Source organism: Bacillus sp. COPE52 (assembly GCF_003355115.1).
Lineage (GTDB): Bacteria > Bacillota > Bacilli > Bacillales > Bacillaceae_G > Bacillus_A > Bacillus_A toyonensis.
On record NZ_CP031292.1, the window covers coordinates 3953059 to 3968625 of the forward strand.

The window sequence follows — 15567 nt, forward strand, 5'->3', positions numbered from 1 at the left end:
GTATGTATAAAGCTTCCGAATTGCTTAATAAGTTAATAGTGTAATAGGGGAATGTTCCCTGTTAAAAGGAGGAACACAATGGAATACGTAATTGAGATGAATAACATTACGAAAGTATTCCCAGGCATTGTAGCGAATGATGATATTACGCTGCAAGTAAAGCAGGGAGAAATACATGCTTTACTTGGAGAAAATGGTGCAGGGAAATCCACATTGATGAATGTACTATTTGGTTTGTACCAGCCAGAACAAGGTGAAATTAAAATTAAAGGAAAAACTGTAAAGATTACAAATCCGAATATAGCAAATGACCTTGGTATTGGAATGGTACATCAGCACTTTATGCTTGTTCATAATTTTACAGTTACAGAGAATATTATTCTCGGAAACGAACCGAAGAAAAAAGGGAAAATTGCTGTTGAGGAAGCTGCTAAAGAAATTCAAAAACTGTCTGAACAATACGGTTTAGCTGTAGATCCATATGCGAAAATACAAGATATTTCTGTCGGTATGCAACAGCGTGTTGAGATTTTAAAAACACTTTACCGCGGGGCAGAAATTTTAATATTTGATGAACCGACAGCTGTGTTAACACCACAAGAAATTCATGAGCTAATTCAAATTATGAAAAAGCTTGTGCAAGAAGGGAAATCTATTGTTCTTATTACACATAAGTTGAAAGAAATTATGGAAGTTTGCGATCGTTGTACGATTATTCGTAAAGGAAAAGGGATTGGAACGGTTGACGTTGCAAATACGGATGAAAATAAACTTGCAGAATTAATGGTCGGACGTCAAGTGAATTTTAAAACAGAAAAAATAGACGCGAAGCCAAAAGAAGAGGTACTTTCAATTGCAAACCTTGTTGTTCACGATGCACGTCAACTACCTGCTGTAAAAGGCCTTGACTTAACTGTTCGTGCGGGGGAAATTGTTGGTATTGCAGGAATTGATGGAAACGGACAAAGTGAATTAATAGAAGCAATTACTGGTTTACGAAAAGTTGAGTCAGGTTCTATTGCAATTAAAGGGAAAGAAATAACAAATTGGCCTGTTAGAAAAATAACAGAAGAAGGAATTGGTCATATTCCAGAAGATCGTCATAAACACGGACTCGTTCTTGATTTTTCTGTTAGAGATAATATAGTTTTGCAAACGTACTATAAAAATCCGTTTTCAAAGAAAGGGATTTTAAATTTCAGCAAAATTACAGAAAAAGCAAAGGCACTTATTGAACAGTTTGATGTACGTACACCTAGTGAGCAAACGTTAGCTCGTGCACTATCTGGGGGAAATCAGCAAAAGGCAATTATTGCACGTGAAGTAGACCGTGATCCAGATTTATTAATTGCTGCACAGCCGACACGTGGTTTAGATGTAGGGGCAATTGAATTTATTCATAAGAGATTAATAGAGCAAAGAGATAAAGGAAAAGGTGTATTACTTTTATCACTAGAGTTAGAGGAAATTTTAAATGTTAGCGATCGAATTGCTGTTATTTATGAAGGAACAATTGTAGCAATAGTTGATGCGAAAGAAACGAATGAACAACAGCTTGGATTGTTAATGGCTGGAGGAACAAAGAAGGAGCAGGTGGGTACAAATGGCTAAAAAACTTTTAACAGAACGAACGATAAATATTTTAGTCCCAGTACTATCCGTTATTTTTGGCTTACTTGTAGGAGCGATTGTAATGCTAGTTAGTGGCTATGACCCAATTGTTGGTTATAGTGCACTTTGGACAGGCATGTTCGGCAGTCCAAGTGCGATTGGTGAAACACTTCGTACAATGATACCGCTTATTCTTGCTGGTTTATCGGTGGCGTTTGCATTTCGTACAGGTTTATTTAATATCGGGGTAGAGGGTCAATTGTTAGTTGGTTGGCTTGCAGCGGTTTGGTTCGGTTATGCAGTCTCGCTACCAGCTGTTCTTCACATTCCATTATCTATTTTATTCGCGGCGTTAGTAGGCGGAATCTGGGGTTTCATCCCTGGATATTTAAAGGGAAAGTTTCAAGTTAATGAAGTTATTGTAACAATTATGATGAACTATATCGCGTTATATGTAACATATGATATTATTAAGCGCTTTTTACACGAGGGTAATGATAAAACGTACGACATTAAAGAGAGTGCGTCATTATCTTCAGACTGGCTTGCATCCATTACTGACGGTTCACGCCTTCACTGGGGAATTATTGTAGCAATTTTAATCGCTATTTTAATGTGGTTCTTATTAGATCGAACAACTTTAGGTTATGAATTAAAGTCAGTAGGATTTAATCAACATGCTTCTCAATATGCAGGGATGAAAGTTTCTCGTAATGTAGTATTTTCCATGACAATTGCTGGTGCGTTCGCAGGGATTGGTGGAGCGATGGAAGGATTAGGAACATTCCAAAGCATGACAGCGATGTCCTCCTTTACAGGGGTAGGGTTTGACGGGATTGCCGTAGCCTTACTTGGAGGAAATAATCCGTTTGGTATTATCCTTTCAGCTTTATTATTTGGTGGTTTGAAAAGTGCTTCCCCTCAAATGAACTTTGAGGCAGATGTGCCATCAGAGCTTATAAACGTAATTATTGCATGTATCATCTTCTTTGTTGCATGTAGTTATGTGTTAAGATGGGCGCTTACACGCATGAGCAAGGAGGGGAAATAAATGAGCTTTTTAGATATATTAGCCATTCTTGTGACGGGTACGTTATATACATCGGCACCTATAATTTTCACAGCACTAGGTGGTGTATTTAGTGAACGATCGGGTGTTGTAAATATCGGATTAGAAGGACTAATGCTATTTGGTGCATTTATTGGAGTTGTTACAAACTTATTAATGGGTGATACTTGGGGAACGATGACTCCGTGGATTGCGTTATTGTTTGCGGCAATTGGTAGTGGTTTATTTGCATTACTTCATGCAGTAGCATCTATTACATTCCGAGCGGATCAAGTTGTAAGTGGTGTAGCAATTAACTTCTTATCTCTTGGTTTAACAGTATTTGCAATTAAGAAGATCTTTGATAAAGGGCAGACTGACTTTATTCAGTACCGTATTGAAAAGATTGATATTCCAGGTCTTTCGGATATTCCGGTTATAGGGAAAATATTCTTTTCAAATGTACCAATAACGTCGTATATTGCGATTATTTTAGCATTTGTTGTTTGGTATGTTATTTATAAAACACCGTTTGGTCTTCGATTGCGTGCTGTTGGTGAACACCCAATGGCAGCGGATACGATGGGGATTAACGTATATAAAATGCGCTATATCGGCGTTTGTATATCAGGGGTGTTTGCCGGAATTGGTGGAGCGATTTTTGCAATGTCCATTTCTAATAACTTCTCAGGGGCAACTATTACAGGACAAGGTTTCTTAGCTTTAGCTGCTATGATCTTTGGGAAGTGGAATCCGCTAGGCGCACTGGGTGCAGCTCTATTCTTTGGTTTTGCTCAGTCTCTTAGTGTAACGGGTGGAACAATTCCTGTATTAGACCAGATTCCAAGTGTTTTATTAACGATATTACCGTATGTATTCACAATATTAGCACTTGTCGGTTTTGTAGGTCGTTCTGAAGCTCCGAAAGCATTAGGAACTCCTTATGAAAAAGGAAAACGATAAGTAATTTGTAAGTAGAAAAAAGCTCGCACATTAGTGTGAGCTTTTTTACATAGAATATATGTAATACGAAATTTTACTATGTTCCTTACATATTATAGTTTTTAGAAAAAGTCATTTGTAAGCATAATAAGGAAGAAAAATTGGTTTTTTATTTCTAAAAACTGTATATTGAAGAGGAATATTCCTATATACGTAAAGGAGGGCTATAAATGAAACTAATGGAACAACAATTACATGAGTTAGGTGGTTTGCGAGTACATATTATTCCGACTGATAAATATAAAACAAATACCTTTGTATTTCGTTTTAAAGCACCTTTAAATGAGGAGACGGTGACAGAGCGTGCCCTATTGCCATACGTATTGCAAAGTGCGACAGAAAAACTTCCTTCTGTAATTCGTCTACGTCAATATTTAGAAGAATTATACGGATCTTCTTTGGGAGTAGATGTAAGTAAAAAAGGGGAAGACCATATCATCTCCATTTATGTAGACATTGCAAATGAAGTATATTTACACGATGCACCACCGTTATTTGAAAAAGCGCTTTCTATGTTATCGGATATTGTTTTACATCCAGCAACAGAGGGGAATAGTTTCCTACCTTCTATTGTAGAAAGTGAAAAAAGAGCGCTTTTGCAGAGAATTGAAGCTACTTATGATGATAAAATGCGCTATGCAAATGAGCGTTTAATCGAAGAAATGTGCAAAGTAGAACCGTATCGATTAAGTGCAAATGGAAAAAAAGAGAGTGTTACTTCTATTACAAATGAAAGTCTGTATCAATATTATCAAAAGGTGTTAGCGGAAGATGAAATGGATCTATATATTATTGGTGATATTTCAGAAAACGCAGTTGATCTTGTAAGTAAGTATTTTTCTATTACAGCGCGTCCTGTGAGAGAAAGAAATGTACTCCTTCATAAGCGAAATAATGAAGAAAAAGAAGTTGTTGAAAAACAAGAATTAAAACAAAGTAAATTACACATTGGTTATCGTACGTTTGTCACATATAAAGATGAAGATTATTTCGCACTGCAATTGTTCAATGGGCTGTTTGGAGGTTTTTCTCATTCGAAGTTATTCGTAAATGTCCGTGAAAAGAATAGTTTAGCGTACTATGCAGCATCAAGATTTGAAAGTCATAAAGGCTTGTTGTTTGTTATGTCAGGGATTGAAGCAAAAAATTATGAAAAAGCAGTTGAAATTATTAAAGAACAAATGCTTGCGATGCAAAATGGTGATTTTTCTGAAGAAGAGATGCATCAAACGAAAAGTGTCATTCAAAATCAAATATTAGAAGCAATTGATACGCCACGTGGATTTGTGGAAATGCTATATCATGGTATTATTTCAGATCGTACACGTCCAGTTGAAGAATGGTTAACAGGTATAGAAAGTGTGACGAAAGAAGAGATTGTGAAAGTTGCTAAAAATATTGAACTAGATACAATTTACTTTTTACAAGGAACGGAGGGAGAATAAATGGAGAAGATTGTTTATGAGCAATTAAAAGAGACGCTCTATTATGAAAAACTTCCGAATGGATTAGATGTATATGTTTTACCGAAGCAAGGATTTAATAAAACATTTGCAACGATTACGACAAAGTATGGTTCTATGGATAATACATTCGTACCATTAGGTAAAGAAGAAATGATTCGTGTACCTGACGGAATTGCGCATTTTCTTGAGCATAAATTATTTGAAAAAGAAGATCACGATGCTTTTCAATTGTTTAGTAAACAAGGAGCATCGGCAAATGCTTTCACATCCTTTACAAGAACAGCTTATCTTTTTTCATGCACATCAAATGTAGAACAAAATTTAAATACGTTGTTAAATTTCGTACAAGAGCCTTACTTCTCTGAAAAAACTGTTGAAAAAGAAAAGGGGATTATCGGACAGGAAATTCAAATGTATCAAGATAATCCAGATTGGCGCTTATACTTTGGATTAATTGATAGCTTGTTTGTAAAGCACCCCATTAAAATTGATATTGCAGGGACAATCGAGTCTATTAGTAAAATTACGAAAGACCTATTATATGAATGCTACGAAACATTTTATCATCCGAGCAATATGTTACTATTTGTTGTTGGTGCAATTGATCCAGAGGAAACAATGGACTTAGTGCGTGAAAATCAAGCGAAAAAAGATTATAAAAATCAGCCGGAAATTGTACGTTCATTTGAAGATGAACCAAATGAGGTAAATGAAAAGAAGAAAATCATTTCAATGCCTGTACAAACACCGAAATGTTTAGTCGGTATTAAAGCGACAAATTTAAAAGAAAAAGGGAAAGCTCTTTTAAAACAAGAAATCGCGCTTACGTTACTTTTAGATTATTTATTTGGAAAAAGCTCCGTTCATTATGAATCGTTATATAATGAAGGGCTTATTGATGATTCGTTCTCGTATGATTATACGGAAGAGAATAACTTCGGTTTTGCAATGGTTGGCGGTGATACGAAGCAACCGGATGAATTGGAAAAGCGTTTGAAAGATATTTTATTAAACACAAATTATGATCAATTAGATGAGGCAGCATTAGAACGAGTAAAGAAAAAGAAAATTGGTGGCTTTTTACGCTCGTTGAATTCACCGGAATATATTGCAAATCAATTTACGCGATATGCGTTTAATGAATCTAGCTTGTTTGATGCATTGACTGAATTAGAAAGCCTAACTGTTCAAGATTTACAAGAAGTAGCAAAATTATTATTATCAGAAGAAAAAATGAGCGTTTGTCAAGTTTTACCGAAAAAATAAAATTTAAAAGATACCCTCATCTTATCATTGATAAATTGTAAGATGAGGGTATTATTTAGTTATATGAAAAATGAGCTTGTAGAGATAAGAGAGGGTAATTATGAAAAAGTATGCATTAGTAACTGGAGGGAGCGGAGGGATTGGCTATGCTATTTCAAAACAATTAATTCAAGATGGATATACTGTATATGTTCATTACAATAACAGTGAAGAGAAGGTAAATGAGTTACAGAAGGAATGGGGTGAAGTAATTCCTGTTCAAGCGGATTTAGCTTCTAATGATGGGGCAGAGCAGTTGTGGGGACAAATTGAACATCCTATTGATGTTATCGTATACGCAGCTGGGAAGAGTATCTTTGGATTAGTGACAGATGTAACAAATGATGAGTTGAATTATATGGTAGAACTTCAAGTTAAGAGTGTATATAAATTACTATCAATGGCACTTCCACCTATGATTGGGCGGAGAAGTGGAAATATTGTAGTTGTTTCATCTATATGGGGGCAAATAGGGGCTTCTTGTGAAGTGTTATATTCAATGGTAAAGGGAGCACAAAATTCATATGTGAAAGCTTTAGCAAAAGAGGTTTCTTTAAGTGGATTGCGTGTGAATGCAGTAGCACCAGGTGCAATTGAAACGGAAATGTTAAGTGTCTTTTCTGAAGAAGATAAGATTGGCATTGCTGAAGAGATACCATTAGGCAGAATAGGTTTACCAGAAGAGGTAGCAAAGACAGTTTCATTTCTCGTATCACCAGGAGCATCTTACATAACTGGACAAATTATCGGTGTGAATGGTGGCTGGCATTGTTAAAAAATTCTTACATAAAAAATGAAAAGTTGCACAAATTAAGCATGATTTTATTACTCAATAGTGAGGTGCTTAATTATGTCAGTGTTAGATAATTTTGATCAGTGGAAGAGCTTTTTAGGAGAACGTTTAGAACAAGCGGAAGGAAAAGGGCTTAATAATGGTGCCGTATCAGATATGGCATTTCGTGTTGGCGATTATTTAGCAAATGAAGTAGAAGCGCGTAACGATCAAGAAAAATTGTTGTCTGAGCTTTGGAAAGTTGCTGATGAACAAGAGCAGCATACAATCGCAAATTTAATGGTTAAGTTTGTACAACATAAGTAAAAGTAGAGAGGAGAATCTCCTCTCTACTTTTTTTGTATAATAATTACACGGGAGAGATTATACATTTAGCTTCCCTATTAAGGTGAAATCATATAATATAGTACGTAGGTGTAAAGTAAGCAAGGGGAGTGATCTTGGATGATTGAATGGTATTTTGAATATGAAATACATAAAAACCGACCTGGCTTGCTTGGTGACGTTTCTTCGTTAATCGGTATGCTCGGCATTAATATTGTCACAATTAATGGTGTTGATAATGCACGACGTGGGTTACTCCTTATGTGTGATAATCAAGAGCAGATCTCTAGACTTGAATCAATTTTAAATACGATGGATAACATAACGGTAACGAAATATCGTCCGCCAAAGCTAAGGGATAAACTAGCGGTTAGACATGGTAGGTACATACAACGAGATGCAGATGACAAGAAAACATTTCGTTTTGTGCGTGATGAATTAGGATTACTTGTAGACTTTATGGCGGAAATCATGAAAAAAGAAGGCCATAAACTAATTGGGATACGAGGAATGCCTCGTGTCGGAAAAACAGAATCCATTGTTGCCGCAAGTGTTTGTGCAAATAAACGATGGTTATTTGTATCATCTACTCTCATTAAGCAAACTGTTCGTAGTCAATTGATTGAAGATGAGTATAGCGATGACAATATTTTCATCCTAGATGGAATTGTGTCAACAAAGCGTGCCAATGAAAGGCATTGGCAACTCGTTCGTGAAATTATGAGATTGCCTGCAACGAAAGTTGTGGAACATCCTGATGTATTTGTGAGTCAGTCAGAATACACATTGGATGATTTTGATTATATTATCGAGTTACGTAACGATTATGATGAAGAAATTCAATATAATTTAGTAGATGAAATTGAGCAAGGTACGCAAAATAATTTCTCTATGTTCGACTTTTAAAGAAATATTGAGGTGTTAGTAGTGACAGAATTAGGACAAAAGCTGAAAGAAGCAAGAGAAGCAAAAGGCTTGTCTATTGATCAGCTGCATGAGATTACAAAAATTCAAAAACGCCATTTAGTAGCAATTGAAGAAGGCAATTATGACGTATTGCCAGGAGCTTTTTATGCACGTGCATTCATTAAACAATACGCAGATGCGGCTGGATTAAATGGAGAGGAACTGCTTGTAGAATATCAGAGTACGATACCACAATCTGAAAATCGTGATGTTCCACAAGTATCAACTGGACAAAAAACACAAGAAACAATGCAAAAATCTTCATCATTGCCAATGGCAGATCATATGCCGAAAATCTTAATTGCATTGTTAGTAATCGCATTTGGAGTCGTAGTTTGGTTTGTTATTCAAGCACTGACTGGTAAAGATGACGGACGAGTTCCGGCTACTCAAAGTGAGAAAATTGAAGTTAAAAAAGCAGAAAATTCTCCGCTAGATACGAAGAAAGATGAAGCGAAAGCGGAAGAACCAAAGAAAGAAGAACCAAAGAAAGAAGAGCCAAAAAAAGAAGAGCCAAAGAAAGAGGAACCAACTGGACAACAAGAAGTAAAAGTAGTTGGAACAAGTGGTAAGGTATCTACTTTGGAAATTCATAATAATAAAACATTAGAACTGGAAATTTCAGCGAAGGGTACAAGTTATGTAGATGTTAAGGACGACGCGGGTAATGAAATTCTAAACACTACAGTACAAAGTGGTCAAACAGAAAAACGTGATTTATCAACAGCAAAAGAAGTGCGACTTAATATTGGAAATGCAACGAATGTTGAAGTTAAACTGAATGGCCAAGTGGTCGCTTACCCATTGGATCCAGAAAAAGAACTTCACCAAAGATTGGTGATAAAAAACCAAGGGGTAGAGCAACCTGCACAATAACAGTCATCGCTTCGATGACTTTTTTCAATGAACAAATGTTTTTGATATGATGGAGGAATAGCTGTGAATTTACCAAATAAAATTACAATATCTAGAATCTTCTTAATCCCAGTTTTTATGGTAATTATGTTAGCACCCTTTGATTGGGGTTCATACACAATTGGTGATGTAGATCTACCAATTCAACACTTAGTAGGGGCGCTTATCTTTATTATTGCCTCAGCTACAGATTGGATTGATGGACATTACGCAAGAAAGTATAATCTTGTAACAAACTTAGGGAAATTCCTTGACCCGTTAGCAGATAAATTACTTGTTTCGGCAGCACTTATCACATTAGTCGAGATGGGATCTGTACCAGCTTGGATCGTTATAGTAATTATAAGTCGTGAGTTTGCTGTGACAGGTTTACGACTTGTACTTGCTGGAACAGGGGAAGTCGTTGCAGCGAATCAATTAGGGAAAATTAAAACATGGACACAAATTATTGCGATTGCAGCGTATTTATTACACGATGTACCGTTAAATTTAATCCATATTCCAGTTGCTGATATCTTTATATGGATTGCATTAATTTTTACTGTTATTTCAGGATGGGATTATTTCTGGAAAAATAGAGCTGCTTTTGTAAACTCAAAATAGAAGTTTATGGGGGAATTGGGATGAATGCTGAAATTATTGCGGTTGGAACGGAATTATTACTTGGACAAATTGCAAATACAAACGCCCAGTTTTTATCTGAAAAGTTAGCTTCAATTGGCATTAATGTGTACTACCATACTGTAGTTGGAGATAATAACAAACGATTACAGCAGGCGATTGAAGTTGCAGAAGAACGTGCGGACATGCTTATTTTTACAGGTGGATTAGGCCCGACAAAAGATGATTTGACGAAGGAAACAATTGCGTCTAGCTTAGGGGAAGAGCTTGTATATGACGAAAATGCATTAGCATTAATAAGCGATTATTTTAAGCGTACAGGTCGTGAGTTCACTGAAAATAATAAAAAGCAGGCACTCGTTTTGAATGGAGCAACTGTATTTGCAAATGATCACGGTATGGCACCTGGTATGGGTTCAAATAAGAACGGAAAAGTTTATATTTTATTACCAGGACCACCGAAAGAAATGAGGCCAATGTATGTAAGTTATGTAGAGCCTTTTTTACGTAACTTTACAACAGGAGAAAACATTTATTCTCGCGTGCTTCGCTTCTTCGGAATTGGGGAATCTCAATTAGAGGTGAAAGTTCAAGATTTAATTGATGGACAAACGAACCCGACAATCGCCCCGCTTGCGAATGATGGAGAAGTGACATTACGTTTAACTGCGAAGCATCAAAATGCTCATGAAGCGGAGAAACTCATTCAGCATATGGAAGATTTGATTTTAGAAAGAGTAGGAGAATTTTTCTACGGGTATGACCAAGAGTTTCTGCACTATAAGGTGATAGAGTTATTGAAGAAAAAAGGATTAACTTTAGCGTGTGCAGAAAGTTTAACAGGTGGTCTCTTCGGTAATCAAGTAACAGAAAGTGCTGGTGTGTCTTCAGTATTTAAAGGCGGTGTCATTTGTTATCATAATGATGTGAAGCAACATGTTTTACATGTACCTGAGGAAGTGTTGTCTACTGACGGTGCAGTTAGTAAAGAATGTGCTCGTTATCTTGCTGAAAATGTTAAAGAATTATTAAAAGCGGATATCGGAATTAGTTTCACTGGGGTAGCAGGACCAGATGCTTCAGAACATAAAGAGCCGGGAACAGTATTTGTTGGATTGGCGATTAAAGATGAACCAACTGTAGTCTTTCCTCTAAATTTAAGCGGAAGTCGTCAACAAATTAGGGAACGCTCAGCAAAATATGGGTTTTATCATTTGTATAAAAAGCTAGAAGAGATATAAGTCTCTTTTAGCTTTTTTTAATGGTTAAATGCAGTTTTATGTAATGGAAAATAAAAAAATCGAATAAATGTTCGATTTTTGTTGGCAAATTGAATTGAAAATAGGTATAATAAGATTAGCAATTCAGTTAAGGAGGAATTTTGAATGAGTGATCGTCAAGCGGCATTAGATATGGCGTTAAAACAAATAGAGAAGCAATTCGGTAAAGGTTCAATTATGAAATTAGGAGAACAAGCTGAGCGTAGAATTTCTACAATTTCAAGTGGTTCTTTAGCACTTGATGTGGCACTAGGGGTAGGCGGATACCCACGTGGCCGTATTATTGAAATTTACGGACCTGAAAGTTCAGGTAAAACAACAGTTTCATTACATGCAATCGCTGAAGTACAGCGTCAAGGTGGACAAGCAGCGTTTATTGATGCGGAGCATGCAATGGATCCTGTATATGCACAAAAATTAGGCGTTAACATAGATGAATTACTATTATCACAGCCTGATACAGGGGAGCAAGGACTAGAAATCGCAGAAGCACTTGTACGAAGTGGCGCGGTTGACATTATCGTAATTGACTCTGTAGCAGCTCTTGTACCGAAAGCAGAGATCGAAGGAGACATGGGTGACTCACACGTAGGTTTACAAGCACGTTTAATGTCACAAGCACTTCGTAAGCTTTCAGGTGCAATCAATAAATCAAAAACAATCGCAATCTTTATCAACCAAATTCGTGAAAAAGTTGGGGTTATGTTCGGGAACCCAGAAACAACTCCAGGTGGTCGTGCGTTGAAATTCTATTCAACAGTTCGTCTTGAAGTACGTCGTGCTGAGCAATTAAAACAAGGTAACGACATCGTTGGTAATAAAACGAAAGTAAAAGTAGTGAAAAATAAAGTAGCACCACCATTCCGTGTTGCTGAAGTTGATATTATGTACGGAGAAGGTATTTCAAGAGAAGGTGAAATCTTAGATATGGCTTCTGAACTTGATATCGTTCAAAAGAGTGGTGCTTGGTACTCGTATAATGAAGAACGTTTAGGACAAGGTCGTGAAAATTCAAAACAATTCTTAAAAGAGAATACGGATTTAAGAGAGGAAATTGCCTTCTTTGTTCGTGATCATCACGGAATTGGTGAAGACTCAGGTGTGGAAGACACGGAAGATTCAACTCTTCAAGATTAAAAAATAAAAGACACGGTCCCGTGTCTTTTATTTTTTTACCTTCTATTAAAATCGCGTATATCGCAGTAGTTAAAAAAATTTTTTTGACTCAAACGGGATGTGTAAAGAGGGATATTCATATGTTTTAAGGGAATAAAATGGTATTTACTAAGGTTTTCCAGGATAATATGCTATCAATTTTTCAAATTCAGATAACATTCAGGACTGAAGGTAAAGAAAGTAAAAGTAGACAACGCTTGACAATGAAAATTCCGATAGATACAATGAGAATGTATATTTTTTCTTATATACGATATACTCTTCTCAAGAAGAGAAGTAATATTCGGAGTAAGGTTTAAATCTTGCCGAAATAATAATATGACATTTTAATTGTGAAATGAAGAAAGTCCCTTAAAAAAGCGGGACGACGGTCTTTGCTGTATGTTGTAATTCAATGTACATGCCGACAGTCTTTTTTCATTCATAGCAAGGGGAGGTGAAATCATGACGAGTACATTTTGGATACTCATCTCCATTTTGCTTGCAACAGCAGTCGGTGCAGTTGTTGGCTTTTTTGTTCGAAAGTCTATTGCTGAAGCGAAGATTAATGGTGCAGCTAATGAAGCGAGACGTATTTTAGACGAAGCGAATCGTGATGCTGAAGCACTTAAGAAAGAAGCGCTTTTAGAAGCAAAGGATGAAATTCATACACTTCGTACTGAAGCTGAATTAGAAATTCGTGACCGTAGAAGCGAATTACAAAAACAAGAAAATCGTTTAATGCAAAAAGAAGAGAACCTTGATCGTAAAGACGAAACGCTCGATAAGCGCGAGCAACAGTTAGAGAAGAAAGAGGATTCTCTTGTAGCGAAACAACAACAGATTGAAGAGTTGGAAAGCAAAGTGGGAGAGTTAGTTCAAAAGCAACAAACAGAATTAGAGCGCATTTCCAATCTGACACGCGAACAAGCGAAAGCAATTATTCTTGGTAAAGTGGAAAGTGAAGTTTCTCATGAAATTGCCGTTATGGTAAAAGAAAGTGAAATTCGCGCGAAAGAAGAAGCGGATAAGAAAGCAAAAGAGATTTTATCTCTTGCAATGCAAAGATGTGCAGCTGATCATGTTGCTGAAACAACCGTTTCGGTTGTAAATCTTCCAAATGACGAAATGAAGGGACGTATTATCGGGCGTGAAGGTCGTAATATTCGTACGTTAGAAACGTTAACGGGTATTGACTTAATTATCGATGATACACCAGAGGCGGTAATCCTTTCTGGATTCGACCCAATTCGTCGTGAAACAGCTCGTATCGCTCTTGATAAACTAGTACAGGACGGACGTATTCACCCAGCGCGTATTGAAGAGATGGTCGAAAAATCAAGACGTGAAGTGGACGAGTATATTCGCGAAGTCGGAGAGCAAACAACGTTTGAAGTGGGTGTTCACGGATTACATCCAGATTTAATTAAGATTTTAGGTCGTTTGAAATACCGTACAAGTTACGGACAAAACGTCTTAAAACACTCTATGGAAGTTGCATATTTAACTGGACTTATGGCAGCAGAGCTTGGTGAGGATGAAAAACTAGCAAGACGTGCAGGTCTATTACATGATATCGGAAAAGCGATTGATCATGAAGTAGAAGGTAGCCACGTTGAAATTGGTGTTGAACTCGCGACGAAATATAAAGAGCATCCTGTAGTTATAAACAGTATTGCATCTCACCATGGTGACACAGAACCAACTTCTATCATTGCAGTTTTAGTTGCAGCAGCAGATGCATTATCAGCTGCAAGACCGGGAGCTCGTAGTGAAACGCTTGAAAACTACATTCGTCGTCTTGAAAAGTTAGAAGAGATTTCAGAGTCTTATGAAGGCGTTGAAAAATCATTCGCAATTCAAGCAGGACGTGAAGTTCGTATTCTGGTAAAACCAGATACAATCGATGACTTAGAAGCTCATCGTTTAGCTCGTGATATTCGAAAACGTATTGAAAATGAACTGGATTACCCAGGACATATTAAAGTAACTGTTATTCGTGAAACACGTGCAGTGGAATACGCAAAATAAAGTGGTGAAACACCACTTTATTTTTTTGTGTTGGAATTGGATAAAATAAAGAAAATCAAGTGAAACAAACTTATAATAAATTGGTTGTAAGGAAATTGCTTGAAGTTATAGTAATAAAAAATGTAGTACATAGAAAGGGTAAGACATATGAGAATATTATTTGTTGGGGATGTAGTAGGATCTCCTGGTAGAAGTATGATTCAACAATACGTACCGGCGTTAAAGAAAAAATATACACCTACAGTAACAATCATTAATGGAGAAAATGCAGCAGGTGGGCGTGGTATTACAGAAAAAATTTATCGAAACTTTTTAGAGTGCGGCGCACAAGCGGTTACACTTGGAAACCATGCTTGGGATAATCGTGAGGTATTTGAATTTATTGATGATGCAAAATATCTTGCAAGACCAGCTAACTTCCCAGAAGGAACACCGGGAAAAGGTCTTATATTTGTGAATTGTAATGGAACAGAAGTTGCAGTTATTAACTTACAAGGGCGTACGTTCCTTCCTCCGATTGATTGTCCATTTCGAAAAGTGGATGAATTAATTAACATTGCGAAAAAACGTACGAATATTATCTTTGTTGATTTTCATGCGGAAACTACAAGTGAAAAACAAGCGCTAGGTTGGTATGTAGATGGTCGTGCTACAGCGGTAGTAGGTACACATACTCATGTACCTACAGCAGATAATCGTATTTTACCAAGCGGAACAGCATACATTACAGATGTTGGTATGACAGGCCCGTATGACGGAATTTTAGGTATGGATAGAGAAGCGGTCTTGAAGAAGTTTTTAACAAACTTACCGGTAAGATTTGAAGTGACGAATGGTAGAACACAATTAAGTGCAGTGCTAATTGATGTGGATCCGAATACAGGAAAAGCAAAGAAAATTGAGCGCATTTTAATTAATGACGATCAACCATTTTTTGAGTAAATCTCCGTAAAGATTTAGATAAGTTATTATATTTTAATTTTTTAGAAAAATTACGAAAATTTAGCAGGAATACGCGCCATTCCTCGTGAATATAAGTTAAAGTGATAT

Annotated in this window: 14 protein-coding genes; all 14 read left to right on the forward strand. The window is 36.5% G+C overall.

Annotated elements, in window-relative coordinates:
* The first annotated feature begins 78 nt into the window (after nt 1–78).
* The 14 genes from DPQ31_RS19865 (at nt 79) to DPQ31_RS19930 (ending at nt 15459) form a co-directional block, all read left to right on the forward strand.
* Nucleotides 79–1611 carry an ABC transporter ATP-binding protein gene (locus DPQ31_RS19865; RefSeq protein WP_000456934.1) on the forward strand — a complete coding sequence of 511 codons (1533 nt, stop codon included), beginning with the start codon at nt 79–81 and terminating at the stop codon, nt 1609–1611.
* A complete protein-coding gene (locus tag DPQ31_RS19870; RefSeq protein WP_001085263.1) occupies nt 1604–2662 on the forward strand; it encodes an ABC transporter permease in 1059 nt (352 codons plus the stop codon). The genes DPQ31_RS19865 and DPQ31_RS19870 overlap by 8 nt, the downstream gene beginning before the upstream one ends.
* Nucleotides 2663–3622, forward strand: coding sequence for an ABC transporter permease (locus DPQ31_RS19875; RefSeq protein ID WP_000008852.1), 960 nt, complete (start codon nt 2663–2665; stop codon nt 3620–3622). It abuts the gene before it with no gap.
* A 209-nt stretch (nt 3623–3831) separates the two neighbouring features.
* The gene (gene yfmF / locus DPQ31_RS19880) at nt 3832–5106 is read left to right on the forward strand and encodes an EF-P 5-aminopentanol modification-associated protein YfmF (RefSeq protein ID WP_000772425.1); all 1275 of its coding nucleotides are present in this window, start codon (nt 3832–3834) and stop codon (nt 5104–5106) included.
* Nucleotides 5107–6393, forward strand: a complete 1287-nt coding sequence (gene yfmH, locus DPQ31_RS19885; protein WP_208730913.1) for an EF-P 5-aminopentanol modification-associated protein YfmH — start codon at nt 5107–5109, stop codon at nt 6391–6393.
* A gap of 100 nt (nt 6394–6493) precedes the next feature.
* Complete coding sequence (gene ymfI, locus DPQ31_RS19890; RefSeq protein WP_208730914.1) at nt 6494–7207, forward strand: elongation factor P 5-aminopentanone reductase; 714 nt, start codon at nt 6494–6496, stop codon at nt 7205–7207.
* Between the two features lie 75 nt (nt 7208–7282).
* The gene (locus DPQ31_RS19895; RefSeq protein WP_000114447.1) at nt 7283–7531 is read left to right on the forward strand and encodes a DUF3243 domain-containing protein; all 249 of its coding nucleotides are present in this window, start codon (nt 7283–7285) and stop codon (nt 7529–7531) included.
* A gap of 138 nt (nt 7532–7669) precedes the next feature.
* Complete coding sequence (locus tag DPQ31_RS19900; RefSeq protein WP_000574107.1) at nt 7670–8455, forward strand: DUF3388 domain-containing protein; 786 nt, start codon at nt 7670–7672, stop codon at nt 8453–8455.
* Between the two features lie 21 nt (nt 8456–8476).
* Nucleotides 8477–9391 (forward strand): helix-turn-helix domain-containing protein, encoded by a 915-nt coding sequence (locus DPQ31_RS19905; RefSeq protein ID WP_000137455.1) that lies wholly within the window; start codon nt 8477–8479, stop codon nt 9389–9391.
* 63 nt (nt 9392–9454) lie between these two features.
* Nucleotides 9455–10033 carry a CDP-diacylglycerol--glycerol-3-phosphate 3-phosphatidyltransferase gene (pgsA, locus tag DPQ31_RS19910; protein WP_001052980.1) on the forward strand — a complete coding sequence of 193 codons (579 nt, stop codon included), beginning with the start codon at nt 9455–9457 and terminating at the stop codon, nt 10031–10033.
* 20 nt (nt 10034–10053) lie between these two features.
* The gene (gene cinA / locus DPQ31_RS19915; protein WP_208730915.1) at nt 10054–11292 is read left to right on the forward strand and encodes a competence/damage-inducible protein CinA; all 1239 of its coding nucleotides are present in this window, start codon (nt 10054–10056) and stop codon (nt 11290–11292) included.
* Nucleotides 11293–11436: 144 nt separating this feature from the next.
* Nucleotides 11437–12468, forward strand: a complete 1032-nt coding sequence (gene recA, locus DPQ31_RS19920) for a recombinase RecA (RefSeq protein WP_001283854.1) — start codon at nt 11437–11439, stop codon at nt 12466–12468.
* Between the two features lie 483 nt (nt 12469–12951).
* Complete coding sequence (gene rny, locus DPQ31_RS19925; RefSeq protein ID WP_000204713.1) at nt 12952–14517, forward strand: ribonuclease Y; 1566 nt, start codon at nt 12952–12954, stop codon at nt 14515–14517.
* 147 nt (nt 14518–14664) lie between these two features.
* On the forward strand, nt 14665–15459 hold the full coding sequence (locus tag DPQ31_RS19930) for a TIGR00282 family metallophosphoesterase (RefSeq protein ID WP_001221099.1): 795 nt from the start codon (nt 14665–14667) through the stop codon (nt 15457–15459).
* The last annotated feature ends 108 nt before the right edge of the window (nt 15460–15567 follow it).